14 protein-coding genes and 1 pseudogene are annotated in these 19,366 nt (G+C 64.7%); 9 read left to right on the top strand and 6 right to left on the bottom strand.

Annotated features, from left to right (window positions below; genetic code table 11):
* Window positions 1-57: 57 nt before the first annotated feature.
* The 7 genes from EO170_RS20835 (at window position 58) to EO170_RS20805 (ending at window position 11,983) form a co-directional block, all read left to right on the top strand.
* On the top strand, window positions 58-3,036 hold the full coding sequence (locus EO170_RS20835; protein WP_104582519.1) for a TonB-dependent receptor: 2,979 nt from the start codon (window positions 58-60) through the stop codon (window positions 3,034-3,036).
* Window positions 3,037-3,137: 101 nt separating this feature from the next.
* Window positions 3,138-4,775 carry a glucoamylase family protein gene (locus EO170_RS20830; RefSeq protein WP_104582520.1) on the top strand — a complete coding sequence of 546 codons (1,638 nt, stop codon included), beginning with the start codon at window positions 3,138-3,140 and terminating at the stop codon, window positions 4,773-4,775.
* A 3-nt stretch (window positions 4,776-4,778) separates the two neighbouring features.
* On the top strand, window positions 4,779-6,131 hold the full coding sequence (locus EO170_RS20825) for a sugar ABC transporter substrate-binding protein (protein ID WP_119128705.1): 1,353 nt from the start codon (window positions 4,779-4,781) through the stop codon (window positions 6,129-6,131).
* Window positions 6,128-7,012 carry a sugar ABC transporter permease gene (locus EO170_RS20820; protein WP_024940601.1) on the top strand — a complete coding sequence of 295 codons (885 nt, stop codon included), beginning with the start codon at window positions 6,128-6,130 and terminating at the stop codon, window positions 7,010-7,012. Before EO170_RS20825 ends, EO170_RS20820 begins: the two co-directional genes overlap by 4 nt.
* Complete coding sequence (locus tag EO170_RS20815) at window positions 7,009-7,845, top strand: carbohydrate ABC transporter permease (protein WP_104582522.1); 837 nt, start codon at window positions 7,009-7,011, stop codon at window positions 7,843-7,845. Before EO170_RS20820 ends, EO170_RS20815 begins: the two co-directional genes overlap by 4 nt.
* Window positions 7,846-7,871: 26 nt before the next feature.
* Entirely contained in the window at window positions 7,872-11,009 is a 3,138-nt protein-coding gene (locus EO170_RS20810; protein ID WP_164741122.1) for a discoidin domain-containing protein, read from the top strand.
* Between the two features lie 62 nt (window positions 11,010-11,071).
* A complete protein-coding gene (locus EO170_RS20805; protein ID WP_164741128.1) occupies window positions 11,072-11,983 on the top strand; it encodes an endonuclease/exonuclease/phosphatase family protein in 912 nt (303 codons plus the stop codon).
* Window positions 11,984-12,098: 115 nt separating this feature from the next.
* Here EO170_RS20805 and EO170_RS20800 read toward each other — a convergent pair whose 3' ends face one another.
* The 6 genes and pseudogenes from EO170_RS20800 to ykgO all read right to left on the bottom strand — a co-directional run bounded on the left by EO170_RS20800 (window position 12,099) and on the right by ykgO (window position 16,558).
* Window positions 12,099-13,319 carry a TraB/GumN family protein gene (locus tag EO170_RS20800; RefSeq protein WP_180496629.1) on the bottom strand — a complete coding sequence of 407 codons (1,221 nt, stop codon included), beginning with the start codon at window positions 13,317-13,319 and terminating at the stop codon, window positions 12,099-12,101.
* Window positions 13,320-13,323: 4 nt separating this feature from the next.
* Window positions 13,324-13,560 (bottom strand): annotated as a pseudogene (locus tag EO170_RS20795) (phosphinothricin acetyltransferase); the annotation flags it as partial.
* 40 nt (window positions 13,561-13,600) lie between these two features.
* Entirely contained in the window at window positions 13,601-14,485 is an 885-nt protein-coding gene (locus EO170_RS20790) for a carbon-nitrogen hydrolase (RefSeq protein WP_104582525.1), read from the bottom strand.
* 80 nt (window positions 14,486-14,565) lie between these two features.
* Entirely contained in the window at window positions 14,566-15,600 is a 1,035-nt protein-coding gene (locus tag EO170_RS20785) for an agmatine deiminase family protein (RefSeq protein ID WP_126947831.1), read from the bottom strand.
* A 261-nt stretch (window positions 15,601-15,861) separates the two neighbouring features.
* Window positions 15,862-16,191 carry a hypothetical protein gene (locus EO170_RS20780; protein ID WP_104582527.1) on the bottom strand — a complete coding sequence of 110 codons (330 nt, stop codon included), beginning with the start codon at window positions 16,189-16,191 and terminating at the stop codon, window positions 15,862-15,864.
* A gap of 241 nt (window positions 16,192-16,432) precedes the next feature.
* Complete coding sequence (gene ykgO, locus EO170_RS20775; RefSeq protein WP_005913193.1) at window positions 16,433-16,558, bottom strand: type B 50S ribosomal protein L36; 126 nt, start codon at window positions 16,556-16,558, stop codon at window positions 16,433-16,435.
* Between the two features lie 172 nt (window positions 16,559-16,730).
* On the opposite strand from ykgO, the gene cmk reads away from it, so the two are divergent.
* Window positions 16,731-17,414, top strand: coding sequence for a (d)CMP kinase (gene cmk / locus EO170_RS20770; RefSeq protein ID WP_104582528.1), 684 nt, complete (start codon window positions 16,731-16,733; stop codon window positions 17,412-17,414).
* A 183-nt stretch (window positions 17,415-17,597) separates the two neighbouring features.
* The gene (rpsA, locus tag EO170_RS20765) at window positions 17,598-19,283 is read left to right on the top strand and encodes a 30S ribosomal protein S1 (protein ID WP_016903550.1); all 1,686 of its coding nucleotides are present in this window, start codon (window positions 17,598-17,600) and stop codon (window positions 19,281-19,283) included.
* The last annotated feature ends 83 nt before the right edge of the window (window positions 19,284-19,366 follow it).

Below are 19,366 nucleotides of genomic sequence, written 5' to 3'. Positions count from 1 at the left end.
CGTTCCTGCAAGCCGCAACGCCACAACAACATTCTGTACCGATCCCTGGAGGGACCAATGCGCCACCACTACCCCCATTCCGCCAGTCCGGCGCGCAAGCTGCTCAGCTGCGCCCTGGCCAGTTGCCTGCTGCTGGGCGCCGCCCCGGCCTTCGCGCAGAGTGCTGCCGCGACGATCCGCGGCCAGGTCACCGTCGACTCGGCACCTGCCAGCCAGGCCCAGGTCACCGCGACCAACCTCGCCACCGGCCTGACCCGCACCGTACAGGTCAGCAACGGCGGCTACTCGCTCGGTGGCCTGCCGCCGGGTTCGTACCGCCTGGACGTCACCGCCAACGGCCAGACCACCTCGCAGAACGTCACCGTGCAGGTCGGCCAGACCGCGACCCTGAACCTGGGCGTCGGCGGCGAACCGGCCACGGCCGAAGGTGGTAACGCCACCACGCTGGACGCGGTGCAGGTCAAGGCGCCGCCGGTACTGGTGGAAACCCGTACCTCCGAGAACGCCACCTATATCTCCAACGTGCAGATCCAGAACCTGCCGCGTGCCACGCGCAACTTCCTGGAACTGGCCGACACCGTGCCGAACGTGCAGTTCACCCGCGATGCCAACGGCACCACCAAGGTCCGTTCGGGCGCCACCTCGGCCGAAGGCACCAACGTCTATATCGACGGCGTCAGCCAGAAGAACTACGTGCTCACCGGCGGCGTCAGCGGCCAGGACTCCAGCCGCGGCAATCCGTTCCCGCAGTCGGCGATCGGCGAATACAAGGTCATCACCTCCAACTACAAGGCCGAGTTCGACCAGGTCAGCGGCGCGGCCATCGTCGCCTCGTCCAAGTCCGGTACCAACGATTTCCACGGCAGCTTCTTCTGGGACACCAGCAACGACAGCTGGCGTGAAGAGAGCCCGCTGGAAAAGCGCGCCGGCGTGCGTGACGACTTCGAGGAGACCCAGTACGGCGCGACCTTCAGCGGCCCGATCCTCAAGGACAAGGCACATTTCTTCGTCGCCTATGAAGCCAAGGAATACACCACCCCGAACGTGGTGATCCCCGGCTCGATCTATTCGGACCGCGTCGATCAGCTGCCTGCGCAGTTGCAGCCGCTGGTCGCCACCTACAGCACGCCGTTCAAGGAAGACCTGTACTTCGCCAAGATCGACTGGACCATCGGCGACAACAGCCTGTTCGAGCTGAGCGGCAAGTACCGCAAGGAAGACGAGCTCAACGACGTCGGCGGCACCTCGACCCTTGAGCACGGCAGCATCAACGGCCAGGAAGAAAAGCGCGCCAACCTGCGTTGGCAGTACAGCGGCGCCAACTTCCTCAACGAGGCCAACCTCAGCTACGAGAGCGCGTTCTGGAACCAGGCGCCGATCAACAACGGCAACGGTTACATCCTCAGCTACACGCCCAACCGCGGCAACGAGACCGATGTGCTTGCCGCCGGCGCCGGCAGCAGCTTCCAGCGCAAGGGGCAGAAGGGCTGGACCTTCCAGGACGACCTGACCTTGAACAGCCTGGAATGGCACGGTGCGCACACCGTCAAGATGGGCGTGAAGTTCAAGAGCATCGATCTGGACTCCACCCAGTTCAACCCGGCCAACCCGCAGTACTACTACAACATCCTCAGCGATGTGGAAACGCCGTACCGGGTGCGCTTCGGTGCGCCGCTGGTCGAAGGTGGCGGCTCGGTGGTGTCCGAGAACAAGCAGTACGGCATCTATCTGCAGGACGACTGGGAGGTCAACGAGCACTGGACCCTGAATCTGGGCGTGCGCTACGACTACGAAGAAACCCCGGCATTCCTGGACTTCGTCACCCCGTCCGACGTCGCCGGTGCCTTGCAGAACTGGACCAACCTGCGCAACGCCAACTACGACATCAACAACTTCATCAGCACCGGCAACAACCGCAAGGCGTTCAAGAATGCCTGGCAGCCGCGCCTGGGTGCCTCCTATGACCTGTTCGGCGATCAGGCCCACGTGATCTACGGCGGTGCCGGCCGCGCCTACGACCGCAACATCTTCGACTACCTGGCGCTCGAGCAGCTCAACAACTCGTTCAATTCCTACAGCTACTACTTCACCAGCGCCAACAACCAGGCCTGCCTGGGCGACCCATGCACGGCATGGAATCCGGCCTACGGCACGCAGGAAGGGCTGAACACCCTGACCGGCAGCAGCACCGGCGGCGGCGGGCGCGAGGTCTACCTGATCGACAACAACATCAAGACCCCGTACTCGGACCAGTTCAGCATCGGCATGCGCAACATGGTGCCGCTGTGGGGCCAGGACTGGTTCACCGACGTGACCCTGAGCCGTATCGAAAGCCATGACGGCTTCGCGTTCGTGCGCGGCAACCGCCTGCCGGACGGTTCCTTCTTCCAGCCGGGCACCACCTCCGGCTCGCCGACCGACGGCCCGGACGGCTACAGCGCCATCGTGCTCGGGACCAACGGCGTGGAAACCCGCAACAACCAGCTAGCCCTGCAGGTCGAAAAGCCGTTCGACGAGGAATCGGGCTGGGGCCTGACCGTGGCCTACACCTATTCCGATGCCAAGGAGAACCGCCAGTTCGGCGAGCACTACGCACTGGATCGCGAACGCATCGAGGACTATGGCTGGCGCGAGGCCGGCGGCATTCCGAAGAACCGCCTGGTGGTCACCGGCATCTACGAGCTGCCCTACGAGGTCAAACTGTCCGGCAAGCTGTCGCTGGCCAGCCAGACCGCGCGTTACGGGCAGAATTGCCTGGCCGGCAACGACCAGTGCTACATCGTCCAGTTCAAGCCGGACGGCACGCTGGGCTACAAGGAGTTCAGCATCGCCGCCAATAAAGAATGGGATACCGGCGGAGGTGTCAAATTCAACGTGCGTGCGGATATCCTCAACGTGTTCAATTGGGTGAACTACGCCAACTTTAACGGCGAGACCGGGACACTCGGAGACTTGAACACGGCTTACGGCACCCCGACCGGTGTGCTGGCGTCGCCGATGCGTACCTTCCGTCTGGCCTTTGGCCTGAACTGGTGAGGTATCCGACCGCCCCGGCAGTTGCCGGGGCGGTCGAACTCGGCGCTTGGATAGGGTAGGTTGGCGTGCGAGATGTAATCGATTACACGAGTGGGGGGCGGATGAACAGGGGCAGGACTTCGTATTGGTTGACGATTCCACTATTGCTGGGCGCGCTGGTGCTGGCGTCCTGCAAACAGGCAGAGGAGCCCAAGGTGGCCGAAAAGAAGGCACCGGTGAAAGTCATCCTGGTGGAAGCACAGCTGCCACCCAAGCCGGTCAAACCGGCGCTTCCGCCGCTGTTCTCGGACATCGAGCGTCGCACCTTCCAGTTTTTCTGGGACACCACCAACGAACTCAATGGGTTGTCGCCGGACCGGTTTCCGTCGCGCCCGTTCGCCAGCATCGCCTCGGTTGGGTTCGCGCTGACCGCGTATCCGATCGGGATCGAGAATGGCTGGGTCAGTCGCAATCAGGCGATCGACCGCACCTTGACCACACTGAAATTCTTCCGTGATGCGCCGATGGGGCCGCAGCGGACCGGTAGGGCCGGGTACAAGGGCTTCTACTACCACTTTCTGGACATGCAGCAGGGCAACCGCTACGACAGCTGGGTCGAGCTGTCGAGCGTGGATACCGCGCTGCTGATGATGGGCGTGCTGTTCACCCAGTCGTACTACGACGGCGACGACCCGCGCGAAAAAGAGATCCGCCAGATCGCCGATACGCTGTACAAGCGCGTGGACTGGCGCTGGCTGCAGCAACGCGCACCGCTGATCTCGATGGGCTGGTTCCCCGAGAGCGGCTTCATCGACCACGACTGGATGGGCTACAACGAGGCGATGATGCTGTACATCCTCGCGCTCGGCTCGCCGACCCACGGCGTGGATGTGGATGCGTGGACCAGCTGGACCCGCACCTACAACAACGACTGGGGCGTCTACCAGGGCCAGGAATACCTGTCCTTCGGCCCGCTGTTCGGCCACCAATACAGCCATGTCTGGATCGATTTCCGCGATATCCAGGACCAGTACATGCGCGAACGCGGCATCGACTATTTCCTCAACAGCCGCCGCGCCACCCTGGCCCAGCGCGACTACGCCATCGACAACCCGATGAAGTGGAAGGACTACGGCGAGAACGTCTGGGGTTTGACCGCCGGCGACGGGCCGCAGAACACCAGCCAGGAATACCGCGGCGAGCAACGCCAGTTCCGCCATTACTCCTCGCGCGGCGCCGGCCTGCGCGAGAACTTCGACGACGGCACCATCGTGCCGTCGGCGGCGATTTCCTCGATCGTGTTCGCCCCGGAAGTGGTGATCCCGGCCACCGAGGAGATGCACAAGCGCTATGGCGACTTCCTGTACTCGAGCTACGGCTTTCTGGATTCGTTCAATCCCAGCTTCAACTACGACATCCCGCTCAAGACCGGGCGCATGGTGCCCGATCGCGGCTGGGTGGCCAGCGACTACATCGCCATCGACCAGGGCCCGATCCTGGCGATGATCGCCAATTACCAGAACGAATTCGTCTGGACCGTGATGAAGAAGAACCCCTACATCCGGGCCGGTCTGGAACGCGCCGGTTTCACCGGCGGCTGGCTCACCCCCGAAGGCGAGCCGCAGCCGGCGCCGCAGAAGGACGAGCAGAAGGCCGCCGCGCGTTCGCTGGGCATGGCCGAGTCGCGTGCCGCCGCTGCCCAGGCCCAGCAAGACCCCTCGCAACGCCAAAACTCCACGCAACGCCCCAAACCCGAGTAATCCGTGCGCCTTTTGAAACTGTTGATACTGTCCGCCACACTCTGTCTGGGTGTGGCCGGATGCGAACGCTCCGATCCAGGCAAGACCACCGTGCGCTTCTGGGCCATGGGCAAGGAGGCCGAAGTGGTCGCCGAGCTGGTGACCGACTTCGAGAAGCAGAACCCGGGCATCCACGTGGATGTGCAGAACATCCCGATGACGGCGGCGCACGAAAAGCTGCTGACCGCCTTTGCCGCAGACGGCTTGCCGGACGTGTGCCAACTCGGCAACACCTGGCTGCCGGAGTTCGCCCTGCTGGACACGCTGGAACCGATGCAGCCGTATGTGGCGCGTTCCAGGATCGTCGACCCGCAGGATTATTTCCCCGGCGTGTGGGACACCAATCTGGTCGACGGCACCCTGTATGGCGTGCCGTGGTATGTGGACACCCGGCTGCTGTTCTATCGCAAGGACCTGCTGCGCGAGGCCGGCTATAGCGAGATGCCCAAGACCTGGGCCGAGATGGAACAGGTGATGGCGGCGATCAAGCGCAAGGTCGGCCCGGACCGCTACGCCATCCTGATGCCGCTCAACGAGTTCGAGCAGCAGCTGTCGTTCGCGCTGCAGCAGGACGACCGCCTGCTGCGCGACCACGACAACTACGGCAACTTTCGCGGCGAGGGCTTCCGCAAGGCGCTGGGCTTCTACGACACCATGTATCAGAAAGGCTGGGCGCCGAAGGTCTCCGAGACCCAGGTCTCCAACGTCTGGTACGAGTTCTTCAACGGCTATTACGCGTTCTATCTGTCCGGCCCGTGGAACGTGCGCGAGTTCAAGCTGCGCCAGCCGCCGGGCATGGAAGGCAAGTGGGGCACTGCGCCGCTGCCGGGGCCCAACGGCCTGGGCGCGGGCATTGCCGGCGGTTCCAGCCTGGTGATCTTCAAGTCGTCGCAGCACAAGGACGCCAGCTGGAAGCTGATCGAATACCTGTCGCAGCCGCAGGTGCAGGCGCGCTTCCACGCCATCATCGGCGACCTGCCGCCGCGTCGCAGCACCTGGAAGTTGCCCTCGCTGGCCAACGACGAACTGGCGCATGCCTTCGGCGACCAGCTGGAGCGGGTCAAGGCCACGCCCAAGGTGCTGGAGTGGGAGCGCATCGTGCAGGAAATGCGCCTGGTGACCGAGCGCGTGGTGCGTGGCGGCCAATCACATGAGGCCGCCGTGCAGGAACTGGATAAACGCGTGGACGAGATCCTGGCCAAGCGCCGCTGGATCTTCGAACAGGAGGGCGGGCATGTCGGTCCGGCCGGTGCACCGGCAACGCCTGCGGCGACACCTGCCGCAGCGCCTGCAGCGGGCGAGGGGGCGGCACGATGATGAAGCGTAATTCCGTCGCCGGCTGGGTGTTCGCCGCGCCGTCGATCCTGGTGCTGGGCATGTTCTTCGGCGTGCCGGTGTTTGCCGCGCTGGTGCTCAGCGTCACCGACTTCGATCTGTACGCACTGGCCGACAGCGGCCATCTGCGCTTCGTCGGCCTGGGCAACTACATCGACCTGCTGCAGACCCCGCTGTTCTGGAAGTCGTTGTGGAACACCACGTATTTCGTGCTGCTGGGCGTGCCGATGTCGATCGGCGTGTCGCTGGGCGCGGCATTGCTGCTCAATGCCAAGGCCTCGCGCTTCAAGGCGTTGTTCCGTACCGCCTTGTTCGCCCCGGTGGTGACCACGCTGGTGGCGGTGGCGGTGATCTGGCGCTATCTGTTCCACATCAAGTACGGCCTGGTGAACTTCGGCCTGAGCCATCTGGGCATCGCCCCGATCGACTGGCTGGGCGACCCGCGCTGGGCGATGCCGACCATCATGCTGTTCGCGGTGTGGAAGAACTTCGGCTACAACATGGTGATCTTCCTGGCCGGGCTGCAGGCGATCCCGCAGGACCTGTATGAGGCCGCGCGCATCGATGGCGCCTCGCGCTGGAAGCAGTTCCTGCATATCACCCTGCCGATGCTCGGCCCGGTGCTGATGGTGGTCGGGGTGATCACCATTTCCGGCTATTTCCAGCTGTTCGCCGAACCCTATGTGATGACCCGCGGCGACCCATTGCAGAGCACCGTGAGCGTGCTGTACTTCATGTTCGAGGAAGGCTTCAAGTGGTGGAACCTCGGCCGCGCGTCGGCGGTGGCGTTCCTGCTGTTCCTGATCATTCTGGCGGTGACCACCGTGATGCTGCGCTTTGGCCGCAAGAGGGATTTGATATGAGTCGTGATGTCGGCCAATCGCGCTGGAATGCCGTGCTGATCAACGGTGGCCTGCTGATGCTGGCGCTGGTCAGCCTGGCGCCGCTGCTGTGGATGCTGTCGGTGTCGTTCATGCCCACCGGCGAGGCCAGCCGCTTCCCGCCGCCGATGCTGCCCTCGGCGTTCACCACTGCCAACTACCACGAGCTGTTCGCGCGCACCGGCATGGCGCGCAACTTCGCCAACAGCCTGATGGTGTCCGGGCTGATCACGCTCGGCTCGCTGCTGATCAACACCATGGCCGGCTATGCGTTCGCCAAGCTGCAATTCGTCGGCCGCGAGCGCATCTTCAAGATCCTGATGGCCGCGCTGGTGATCCCTGCGCAGGTGGCGATGCTGCCGCTGTTCCTGTTGATGAAGCAGCTGCATCTGGTCAACAACATCGGCGGGGTGGTGGTGCCGGCATTGGCGACGGTGTTCGGCATCTTCCTGGTGCGCCAGTACGCGCGCAGCATTCCCGACGAGCTGATCGAAGCCGCCCGCATCGATGGCGCCAGCGAGATGCGGATCTTCTTCCAGATCGTGCTGCCGATGCTCAAGCCGGTGCTGGTCACCTTGACCATCTTCACCTTCATGGGCTCGTGGAACGACTTCATGTGGCCGCTGATCGTGCTGACCGACCAGGAGCAGTACACCTTGCCGGTGGCATTGGCGGCGCTGTCGCGCGAGCACATCATGGACGTGGAGCTGATGATGGCCGGCGCGGTGGTGACGGTGATTCCGGTGCTGCTATTGTTCGTGGCGCTGCAGCGTTACTACATCCAAGGTCTTCTGCTGGGGAGTGTGAAGGGGTGAAACCAGTGTTCCTGCGACTGTTTGCCATGACCGCTGTTGCGACGTTTGCGGGCACGGCGCAGGCGCAGGAGCGCGTGCTCGACGGCTTCAACGACATCGGCGCCTGGCGCCTGGTGGTGTCCAACCAGGTCAGTGGTTCGCTGCGGCCGGTAGCCACCAGTTCCGGCGGCCACGCCCTGTGCCTGGATTACAACTTCAATGGCGTGTCCGGCTATGTCGGCATCCGCCGCAACCTGCCGATCACCTATCCGGAGAATTACCGCATCGGCTTTTCGCTGCGCGGCGATTCGCCGTCCAACGACCTGCAGGTCAAGCTGATCGATGCCAGCGGCGACAACGTGTGGTGGGTCAACCGGCCCGGCTTCAATTTCCCGAAGAACTGGACCACCGTCGGCTATCGCAAGCGCAACATCGAAAAGGCCTGGGGCCCGGGCCAGGAAAAGCAACTGCGCAGCAGCGCAGATGTCGAGTTCACCATCTACAACAAGGTCGGCGGCAAGGGCACGGTGTGCTTCGACCGTCTGACGCTCACGCCGCTGCCGCCGGAAGACACCTCGCCGTTGAAGGCCGAGGCCATCACCGACACCGCGCCCGCGCTGGAACAACGCCTGGCCGACGGCAAGCCGGAGACCTTCTGGCTCAGTGGCGCGGTCAAGCAGCAGACCGTCACGCTGGATCTGGGCAAGGTGCGCGAATTCGGCGGCGCGGTGGTGCAGTGGGTTCCTGGCCTGCAGGCCTCGCAATACGTGGTGCGCGCGTCCAGCGATGGGCGCGGCTGGCGTGATCTGCGCACCGTCACCGCCGGTGCCGGCGGCACCGACTGGCTGGCCTTGCCCGATACCGAGGCACGTTACCTGCGCTTCGATCTCAAGGACGGCCCCAACTGGCGCTACGGCATCAAGGAAGTCCAGCTGCAGCCGCTGGCCTTCGCCGCCACACCGAACGATTTCATCAAATCGCTGGCCGCGCAGGCGCCGCGCGGCAGCTATCCACGCGGTTTCTCCGGCGAGCAGCCGTACTGGACCATCCTGGGCCTGGATGGTGGTACCGAGCAGGGCCTGATCGGCGAGGACGGCGCGGTGGAAGTGGGCAAGGGCGGCTTCAGTATCGAGCCGTTCGTGGTCACCGGCGGCAAGCTGCTGCATTGGTCCGACGTCAGCAGCGAGCAGAGCCTGCAGGACGACTACCTGCCGATTCCCAGCGTCGACTGGCATCACGACCTGATGAACCTGCGCGTCACCGTGTTCGTGCAGGGCACGCCCGATCAGGCGCAACTGGTCGCGCGCTATCAGCTGCACAACACCGGCAAGGACGCGCGTGAGTTCACCCTGGCCTTGGCGGTGCGTCCGTTCCAGGTCAATCCGCCGACCCAGTTCCTCAACACCCTGGGCGGTGTCAGCCGGATCGACCAGCTGGCCGTGCAGGGCGCACAGGTCAGCGTCAACGGCAAGCCGCGCGTATTCGCCGCGCAACCTCCGGATGCCGGCTTTGCCAGTGCCTTCGACAGTGGCATGGACGTCAGCCATCTCACCGCCGCCACGCCGCCGGCGATCACCCAGGTCAAGGACGAGACCGGCCTGGCCTCGGGCATGCTGCTGTATCGCTGGAAGCTGGAGCCTGGTCAACGGCGCGAGGTGGCGCTGGTGATTCCGCAGACCGGCACCGCGCAGCTGCCGGCCGGCTTCGATGCCGACAAGGCACAACAGCAGGTGGCCCAGCAGTGGCGCAGCAAGCTCGATCGCGTGCGCATCAGCGTGCCGGCCGAAGGCAAGCCGGTGATCGACACCTTGCGCACCGCGCTGGCGCATATGCTGATCTCGCGCATCGGCCCGCGTCTGCAGCCGGGGACGCGTTCCTACTCGCGCAGCTGGATCCGCGACGGCGCGATGATTTCCGAAGGCCTGCTGCGACTCGGCCGCGAGGACGTGGTGCGCGAATACGTCGACTGGTTCGCGCCATACCAGTTCGCCGACGGCATGGTGCCGTGCTGCGTGGACGACCGCGGCAGCGATCCGGTGCCGGAGAACGACAGCCACGGCGAGCTGATCTTCAACATCGCCGAGTATTACCGCTACACCGGCGACAAGGCATTCCTGGAAAGGATGTGGCCGCACGTGACCGGTGCGTACGACTACATGGAAACGCTGCGTGCCAGCGAGCGCACCGAGGACAACTTCATGCGCAACCCGGCCTTCTACGGAATGATGCCGGTGTCGATCAGCCACGAAGGCTATTCGGCCAAGCCGGTGCATTCGTACTGGGACAACTTCTGGGCGCTGCGCGGCTACAAGGACGCGGTGATGCTGGCCGGCGCGCTCGACAAGCCCGACGAGGTCGCCCGCTTCAGCACTGCACGCGACGAATTCAGTGGCGACCTGATCGCCTCGCTGGGTGCGACGGTGCGCCAGCACTCCCTGGATTTCCTGCCCGGCTCGGCCGAGCTGGGCGACTTCGATGCGACCTCGACCACCATCGCACTGGCACCGGGGGGCGAGCAGCAACGCCTGCCGCAGGACCTGTTGAGCAATACCTTCGAGCGCTACTGGAAGGAGTTTTCCGACCGCCGCGACGGCAAGCGCGAATGGAAGGACTACACACCCTACGAATGGCGCAACGTGGCCGCATTCGTGCGCCTGGGCTGGCGCGAACGCGCCTGGGATGCCACCGCGTTCTTCTTCAAGGACCGCGCGCCGCAACCCTGGAACCAGTGGGCCGAGGTGGTCTCGCGTACGCCGCGTACGCCGTTCTTCGTCGGCGACCTGCCGCATGCCTGGGTCGCCTCGGATTTCGTGCGCTCGGTGCTGGACATGTTCGCCTACGGGCGCGAATCCGACGCCAGCCTGGTCATCGCTGCCGGCACGCCGACGCGCTGGTTCGAGGGCAAGGGCATCGGCATCGCCGAATTGCGCACCCCGTATGGACGCCTCAATTACACCTTGCAGCGCACTGACAAACAGCTGGTGCTGCAACTGCAGCCGGGGCTGATCCTGCCGCCGGGCGGGGTGGTTTTGCCATGGCCGTACCAGGGCACGCCGGGCAAGGCCAGCATCAATGGCGAATCGGCCGAGTGGCAGAACGGCGAATTGCGGATTCAACAGCTGCCGGCCAACGTGCAGATCGATGTGCCCAGCGCGGTGCGGCGGGCCGAGCGCGCCACGCAATGACTGACGCACCCCGACCGGCCTGGGCAGCGCCGGCGCGGCGGCGTGCCGGATGGCCGGTCGTGTTGGCGGCGCTGCTGCCGTGCTCTGTTGCCGTACAAGCCACGCAGGCGCCCCGGGCCGTGCAGGCCGCGCAACCAGTGCAGGTCGACAGGCCCGATCGCGCAGAACCTGCATCCCGGGCAGTGCCATCGACCAGCGCAGTGCAGCGCGAGATGACCCTGGTCACGCTCAACCTGCATCACGACCGCGAAGACTGGCCGGCGCGTCGTGCCCATATCGCCAAGGAACTCAGGCAACTGGCGCCGGACGTGATCGCGCTGCAGGAAGTGATCGAACGCCGCGGCAGCGTGGAGAACCAGGCCGCCTGGCTGGCGCGCAAGCTGGGGTACGACTACAGCTTTGTCTCTGTCAACCCGGTCGATGCGCCCAAGCGCTACGGCAACGCATTGCTGAGCCGGCGCAAGGTGCTGGCCCGGCATCAGCGCCTGCTGCAGCCGCTGGACGATTACCGCGTTGCCGCGCATCTGCAGGTCGACATCGACGGCCAGCCGATCAACGTCTACGTCACCCATCTCAACGAGCGTGCCGATGCACGCGGCACGGCCACGCGCACGCGCCAGGTCGCGGACCTGCTGGATTTCATTTCCTCCACCAGCAATCAGGCACCGGTCGTGATTGCCGGCGACTTCAACACCGCCGCCGATGCCCTGGATCTGGAGGCGCTACGCAAGGGCTATGGCGACAGCTACGGCAGCGTGCATCGCAACAGCGACGCCACCGTGAGCACCTTGAACCTGCATGTCTTCGACAAGCCGGCGCGTATCGACCATGTGTTCTTCCAGCAGAAGCGGCTGCTCGCCCGCGAAGCACGCATCCTGTTCGACACGCCGTATGCCGAGGGGCGCTGGGCCTCGGACCACTACGGCGTCTGGGTACGCCTGCAGCTCGCACCCGATCAGCCAGCTACTCCGTAACTCGACCACACGTAGGAGCGCACCTGGGCGCGACGGCTTTACCGATAACGCCCGTCGCGCCCAGGTGCGCTCCTACAAGGCGTCGATAGACCACAGGTCGTGACGGCTTTTTTAATCACCCGTGCAAGCGATTGAAGATCTGCACGCCCGCCAGCCATACACCGGCCATGCTGCCGACGTTGGTCAGCAGGAACGTCAGCACCACGCGCGAGACGCGATTGCGGTACCAGCCACGCAAGGTCTGCGCATCGTCGCGTAGCGACAGGAAATCGCCATAGGCCGGTTTGCGCATGTGCACCTCGACCAGCGCGGCAAACGCGCCGGTCGGCACGCTCAGGCGGAACGGCTTGAACGGCGCCACGACCGCCGCGGTGAGGATGCTCAGCGGGTGGCTGCCGGCCAGCAGGCAGCCCAGCGCGGCCAGGCCGCCGGTATACATCGCCCATTGCAATAACAGGTCCGCGCCCATGCTCAGGCCGCCGCGCCAGAACCCGATGCCGATGCCGGTGATGATGACCGCCAGAATGCCCAGCGTGATCCACGGAATGCGCTTGCGCTGCTGCACGTACTCCAGCGACTCGCGCAATGGGCCGGGCGCGGCGGTGTCCTGTTCCAGGTGGCGCGCAAGACCGGCCAGGTGTCCTGCGCCGACCACCGCCAGTATCTCGCGCTGGTCCGTCCTGGCTTCCTCGCGCAGGCGCGTGGCCATGTACTGGTCGCGCTCGGCAATCACGGTTTCGTACAGCTCCGGGCTTTCGCTGGCGAAATCGCCGAAGCTTGCCTCCAGCATGTCGCCTTGCTTGAGCTTCTCGATTTCCTCTTCGCCCACCTCGTCGGCCGCGAACAGCCCACCGAGCAGGCCACCGGCCAGTTTCATCTTGCCGAAGAATCCCAGCCGCCCGGACGCGCGCTTGAAGGTCAGGCCGACCTCGCGATCGATCAGGTGCACCGGCAGACCTTGCGCGCGTGCCAGGTTCACCGCTTCCTTCAACTCCGCGCCCGGTTCGATGCCGAGCTGCTTGGCCAGGCGGCGCTGGTAGGCGGCCAGGGCGAGATTCGCCGCAAACAAGGCCACCCGTCCCTTGCGAATCACCTGCACCAGGTCCAGCCGGGCGAGGGCATCCGGGTCGCTGAGCGCCTGCAGGCGCTGTGCGTCCAGTTCCACTGCCACCGCGTCATAGCGGCCGCTGCCGATCGCCCGCTGCACCGCAGCCACGCTGGCGAGTGACACGTGCGCGGTGCCGAGCAAGGTATAGCGCACGCCATCGCGTTCGACGATGCGATGCGGCTGGCCGGACAGCGCATCGTCCAGAACGTGGGTGGTTTGCTCAGTCATGGGGTCATTCATCAGAAGGAGGGGCGGTGTCACCGGAGCCGAGTGCGCGTTGCAGCTGCACACCGTCCAGCCGGCGACCATGCGTGCGGCCGTTACCGGTGAACATTCCGACCGTGCGAAAACCAAAACGTTCATGCAGCCGTCGCGATGCCAGGGTGTCGGCATCGCCGATCACCGCAATCATCGGTCGACCGCTGCGTTGTTTGCCGCGTGCGATCAGCTCGCCAAGCACGGCTTTGCCGCGGACAGCGCCAGCCTCGCGCAACTCGACTGGCATGCGGTCAGTCGATGTAGCGCTTGAGCAGATCGCCATACGCATCGATGCGGCGATCGCGCAGGAACGGCCAGATGCGGCGCACGTGTTCGCTGCGCTGCAGATCGACGTCGCACACCAGCACGGTCGGGTCCTGTCCGGCTTCGGCGATGAATTCGCCCTGCGGCCCCAGCACATGGCTGTTGCCCCAGAACTGGATGCCCGACGCGCCCAGCGGCGAGGGCTCGTGACCGACGCGGTTGCACGACAGCACCGGCACCCCGTTGGCGACCGCATGGCCGCGATGGCTGAGCACCCAGGCATCGCGCTGGCGCTCCTGCTCGGGTTGCTGGTCGTCCGGATCCCAGCCGATCGCGGTGGGGTAGAGCAGCAGTTCCGCACCGGCCAGCGCCATCAGGCGCGCGGCCTCGGGGTACCACTGGTCCCAGCACACCAGCACGCCCAGCCGGCCGACCGAGGTATCGATCGGCGCAAAGCCCAGATCGCCCGGGGTGAAGTAGAACTTCTCATAGAAGCCCGGATCGTCCGGGATATGCATCTTGCGGTACTTGCCGAGCAGGCGGCCGTCCTTTTCGAACACCACCGCGGTGTTGTGATACAGCCCGGCCGCGCGGCGCTCAAACAACGAAGCCACCAGCACCACGCCGTGCTGCCTGGCCAGCGCGCCCAGACGCTCGGTGCTGGGGCCGGGGATCGGCTCGGCCAGGTCGAATTCGTCCACCGACTCGTGCTGGCAGAAATACGCACCGTTGTGCAGTTCCTGCAGTAGCACCAGCTTGGCGCCCTGCGCGGCGGCTTCGGCCACGCGCGATTCGATGATGGCCAGATTGGCCTCGGCGTCGCCGTGGTTGCGCTCCTGGATCAGCGCGACGGGAAGGAGATGACGGGTCATGGCGATTGGTCCAGCGAAGTGGCGCACTAAGGTAGCGCGCGATGGCGTAACACCGGCCTGCCGGCCGGAACAGGAATGGATCAGCCCGCCAGCAAACCGGCGGGCAGCTGCATGGTCAGGCAGTGCAGGCTGCCGTTCTGCCAGATCAGCGGGCGGCACGGCACCGGCACGATGGTGTGCTGCGGAAACGCTTCGGCCAGCACCGCCTGCGCGCTCGCATCGGCCTTGTCGCCGTAGGCCGGCATCAGCACCGCCCCGTTGACGATCAGGAAATTGGCGTACGAGGCGGCCAGGCGCCGGCCCTGATCCAGGATCGGCTCGGCCCATGGCAACACGAACAGGCGATACGGCTGCCCGTCGGCGGTGCGCAACGCCGCCAGTTCGGCGCCCATCGCCTGCAGTTCGGTGTAGTGCGAATCGGTGGCCACATCGCAGCCCTGGTAGACGATCGCATCCGGGCCGGCAAAGCGCGCCAGCGTGTCGATATGCGCGTCGGTGTCGTCGCCTTCCAGGTAGCCATGATCCAGCCACAGCACGCGGTCCTGCGCCAGCCACGCGGCAAGGTCGGCACTCAGCGAATCGCGCGTGCGCTGCGGATGCCGCTCGTGCAGGCACGTCCAGGTGGTCAGCAATGTGCCGGCACCATCGGTCTCGATCGCGCCGCCTTCCAGCGCAAAGTCGACCGTCTGCACCTGCGAGGGCACGAACACCTGCGCCGCATCCAGCGAAGTGACCAGTTGATCGTCCAGGCTCGCCTCGAACTTGCCGCCCCAGCCGGTGAAGCGGAAATCCATCAGGCGGAAGCCGCCATCCTGGCGCAGCGTGATCGGGCCGGAATCGCGCAGCCAGGTGTCGTTGTAGGCCGCAACCACGAAGCGCACCCGCGCCATGTCCACCCGCGCCGAGCGCAGCCGCGCTTCCGCGTAGATCTGCAGATCGTCATCGGCCACGCACACGATCACCGGCTCGAAGCGGGAAATCGCCGTGACCAGCGCGATATAGGTCTCTTCCACCTCGGCAAGACGCTCGGCCCAATCGGTGCCCGCATGCGGCCATGCAATCAACACGGCGGATTGAGGTTCCCACTCGGCGGGAAAGCGGATGCTATCGGTCATACCTGAAAATTACCCATCAATGCCCAGGCAAGCCCAGGCTGTTAATTCAAATCCCCGCACAGGGATGTGCGGGCGCTTGCGAGGGACTCGCCTCAAATCGGCGCGTGCGGGTAACTCGCATCGACGCTCGCGATCTGCCTGCATCCGGGGTGTGCTGCACGACATCGCCGTTGCATGAAGCGCGCAGTGATCGTATCCCGCGCATCATTGGATCAGACCAGCGTTGCAGCCACCATCCGATGGCGCTCGAACGCCACCCGATCACCTGATCGGTGGCTTTGGTCCAATCTCGTTGGCATCGGCCTGATTGGCCACCACGTCGATCACCCGGCTCTTTTCGAAGTACACGGTGAAGGCCGGATACACCCAGCGGTGGATCGTCGGCCACTGGCGCTTCTGGCCGCCGCGCGGTTCCAGCTTTTCCTGCGGCGCACCGTAACGGCCTTCGACCTGGCTCATGCTGTCGCCGCGCAGGGGCAGGGCAGCGGCAGGCTTTTGCTGTACCCGGTCCACCAGCAGCGTATCGGCCGACGCGACGGCGCTGATCCCCATCAGTGCGATCAGCGGCAGGACAAACAAACGGTTGCGCATGTCATCTACTCCCCAGTGGACAAGATTCGGATGGTGATTACAGCAAAAACCAGGACGGGCGTGCCTGCAGGGCGGTGTTACCCAACGCCGCGCCGGATGTCGGTCAGTTTGAATGCCGCGCCAAGCCCGCCATGCCCCCGACACACTCCAGCCTGCATGTAGCCATCGCCGGCGTGAAGCATCGGCCAAGAAAAAACCGCCCGGAGGCGGCTTTCTCGGGTCTTGCACGCGCGGCGAAAGCTTAGCGCTGACGCGCCTTGAAACGCGGGTTCGACTTGCAGATCACGAAGACCTTGCCGCGGCGGCGGACCACCTTGCAGTCGCGGTGACGGGTCTTCGCAGACTTCAGGGAGGACAGGACTTTCATGGCACACCTCGGCGTAAACGGTTGGATTCGATGGAAGAGTGCCCGCAATCGAGGGTGCACCCAGAATTAAGCCGGCAATTCTAACCGGCTTTTCGTCGTGCTTTCAAGTGGTTGCATCGCAATCGCTGCGAGCGGCGCTACACTACCGGCTGATGACCTTCCGGAAACCTGAATGACCGACCTTTCGCCCGTCCTTACCATCGATGGTCCCTCCGGCGCCGGCAAGGGCACCGTGAGCCGGATCGTGGCCGCCCGGCTGGGCTGGCATTACCTCGATTCGGGCGCACTGTATCGCGCCGTGGGCGTGGCGGCGAGCTGGGCCGATCTGGACGTGTCCGACCCGGCCGCGCTGGTGCGCTGCACGTTCGATACCAAGGTGGAGTTCGACGACGCGGGCGAGGCGGGGCTGCGGGTACTGGTCAACGGCGCCGATGCCACTGGCGAGCTGCGCCTGGAAACCACCGGGGCGCTGGCTTCGGCAATTGCCGCCATTCCCGAGGTGCGCAGCGCGCTGAAAGAGCGCCAGCGCGCATTCAGGCGCGCGCCCGGCCTGGTTGCAGACGGGCGCGACATGGGCACGGTGATCTTCCCCGATGCCGCCTTCAAGGTGTTTCTGACCGCCAGTGCCGAAGAACGTGCGGGCCGTCGCCATAAACAGTTGATGGAAAAGGGTGTTTCGGTTATCTTTGACGACCTGCTGCGCGAGATCATGGCTCGAGATGCCCGTGATGCGCAGCGGGTGGTGGCGCCATTGCGGCCGGCCGAAGACGCCGTGCTGATCGATACCAGCGGAATAGGGATCGAGGATGTCGTCCAGCGTGTGGTCGGGGTGTTAGCCGCCCGCACGTCGTCGTAAGCGTTCCGCAAGCGGGCATGTCCCGCCGACCGTAAGGCGTTCCAAGGCTCCGTCGCACATCCCGTGTGGCGGTTCTATGACTACTTAACCGACTCGCTGTCCGGAGTCGACCAACAGGCTGGGCGCTTGGCATCTGTCGCATTCGACGATCAACGCCCGTGTGTTCAACTGAGTAAAATTCAAATGACAGAATCTTTTGCTGAACTGTTCGAAGCCAGTCAAGCCAATCTGGCGAAGCTGAAGCCGGGCTCGATCGTCACCGGTACCGTCGTGGAAGTGCGCGGCGACGTGGTGGTGATCAACGCTGGCCTGAAGTCCGAAGGCATCGTGCCGATCGAGCAGTTCCGTAATGACGCTGGCGAGATCGATGTCGGCGTAGGCGACCAGGTCAAGGTTGCCCTCGATTCCATCGAGAACGGCTTCGGTGAGACCGTGCTGTCGCGCGAGAAGGCCAAGCGCGCAATGGTGTGGGACGAGCTGGAAGAGGCGTTGGAAAAGAACGAAACCATCACCGGCCGCATCAGCGGCAAGGTCAAGGGTGGTTTCACCGTGGACATCAAGGATGTCCGCGCGTTCCTGCCTGGTTCGCTGGTGGATGTGCGCCCGGTGCGCGACCCGGCCTACCTGGAAGGCAAGGAACTCGAGTTCAAGCTGATCAAGCTGGACCGCAAGCGCAACAACGTGGTGGTTTCGCGTCGTGCCGTGGTCGAGAGCGAGCACTCGGAAGAGCGCGAGCAGCTGATGGACAAGCTGCAGGAAGGTGCGATCCTGAAGGGTGTCGTCAAGAACCTGACCGATTACGGCGCGTTCGTGGACCTGGGCGGTATCGACGGCCTGCTGCACATCACCGACATGGCCTGGAAGCGCGTGCGCCATCCGTCCGAGGTCGTCAACGTCGGCGACGAGCTGGACGTGCGCGTGCTGAAGTTCGATCGCGAGCGTAACCGCGTCAGCCTCGGCCTGAAGCAGCTGGGCGAAGATCCGTGGGACAACATCGCCCGTCGTTACCCGGCCAACAGCCGCGTGTTCGGCAAGGTCTCCAACGTCACCGATTACGGCGCATTCGTCGAGATCGAGCCGGGCGTCGAAGGCCTGGTGCACGTGTCCGAGATGGATTGGACCAACAAGAACGTCAACCCGTCCAAGGTTGTGCAGGTCGGTGACGAAGTCGAAGTGATGGTGCTGGATGTCGACGAGGAGCGTCGCCGCATCTCGCTGGGCATGAAGCAGGTTGCCGCCAATCCGTGGGAAACCTTTGCTGCCACCCACAAGAAGAACGACAAGGTGTCTGGCCAGATCAAGTCGATCACCGACTTCGGCATCTTCATCGGTCTGGACGGCGGCATCGACGGCCTGGTCCACCTGTCCGACATCAGCTGGAACACCACCGGCGAAGACGTCGTGCGCAACTACAAGAAGGGCGACACGCTGGAAGCCGTCGTGCTGGCAGTCGATCCGGAACGTGAGCGCATCAGCCTGGGCGTCAAGCAGCTGGAGCAGGATCCGTTCGGCCAGTACATGGCGTCCAACCCGAAGGGTTCGAAGGTCGAAGGCGTGGTGCGTGAAGTGGATGCCAAGGGCGCCACGATCGACCTGGCCGATGGCATCGAAGGCTACGTCGCTGCACGCGACATCGCCAACGAGCGCGTGGACGATGCGACCCAGCACCTGAAGGTCGGCGACAAGATCGAAGCCAAGTTCGTGGGCATGGACCGCAAGGGCCGCACCCTGCAGCTGTCGATCAAGGCCAAGGACGATGCCGAAATGCGCGAAACGCTGGAGGAATACCAGTCCTCCGCTGCGTCGGGCGGCATGACTCAGCTGGGCGCGCTGCTGCGTGCACAGTTGAACAGCAACAAGTCCGAGTAAGCGCGTAGCGCTCGCAAGAGCGTGATGGATCGGCCCGGGCTTGCCCGGGCCGATTCCGATGTGTCAGTCGAAAAAGCAAGTCT

Origin of the sequence: Xanthomonas sp. BRIP62409, assembly GCF_003992965.1 — a bacterium.
Taxonomy (GTDB): Bacteria; Pseudomonadota; Gammaproteobacteria; order Xanthomonadales; family Xanthomonadaceae; genus Xanthomonas; species Xanthomonas euroxanthea.
The sequence above is the reverse complement of the archived record's forward strand: the minus strand, read 5'-3'. Positions and strand labels throughout refer to the sequence as shown.

What these genes read in the sequence shown, in the direction of transcription:
- EO170_RS20835 (WP_104582519.1), top strand. Translation starts at nt 58, where the DNA reads ATGCGCCACCACTACCCCCATTCCGCCAGTCCGGCGCGCAAGCTGCTC.
- EO170_RS20830 (WP_104582520.1), top strand. Translation starts at nt 3,138, where the DNA reads ATGAACAGGGGCAGGACTTCGTATTGGTTGACGATTCCACTATTGCTG.
- EO170_RS20820 (WP_024940601.1), top strand. Translation starts at nt 6,128, where the DNA reads ATGATGAAGCGTAATTCCGTCGCCGGCTGGGTGTTCGCCGCGCCGTCG.
- EO170_RS20815 (WP_104582522.1), top strand. Translation starts at nt 7,009, where the DNA reads ATGAGTCGTGATGTCGGCCAATCGCGCTGGAATGCCGTGCTGATCAAC.
- EO170_RS20810 (WP_164741122.1), top strand. Translation starts at nt 7,872, where the DNA reads ATGACCGCTGTTGCGACGTTTGCGGGCACGGCGCAGGCGCAGGAGCGC.
- EO170_RS20800 (WP_180496629.1), bottom strand. Translation starts at nt 13,319, where the DNA reads ATGACTGAGCAAACCACCCACGTTCTGGACGATGCGCTGTCCGGCCAG.
- EO170_RS20790 (WP_104582525.1), bottom strand. Translation starts at nt 14,485, where the DNA reads ATGACCCGTCATCTCCTTCCCGTCGCGCTGATCCAGGAGCGCAACCAC.
- EO170_RS20785 (WP_126947831.1), bottom strand. Translation starts at nt 15,600, where the DNA reads ATGACCGATAGCATCCGCTTTCCCGCCGAGTGGGAACCTCAATCCGCC.
- EO170_RS20780 (WP_104582527.1), bottom strand. Translation starts at nt 16,191, where the DNA reads ATGCGCAACCGTTTGTTTGTCCTGCCGCTGATCGCACTGATGGGGATC.
- ykgO (WP_005913193.1), bottom strand. Translation starts at nt 16,558, where the DNA reads ATGAAAGTCCTGTCCTCCCTGAAGTCTGCGAAGACCCGTCACCGCGAC.
- cmk (WP_104582528.1), top strand. Translation starts at nt 16,731, where the DNA reads ATGACCGACCTTTCGCCCGTCCTTACCATCGATGGTCCCTCCGGCGCC.
- rpsA (WP_016903550.1), top strand. Translation starts at nt 17,598, where the DNA reads ATGACAGAATCTTTTGCTGAACTGTTCGAAGCCAGTCAAGCCAATCTG.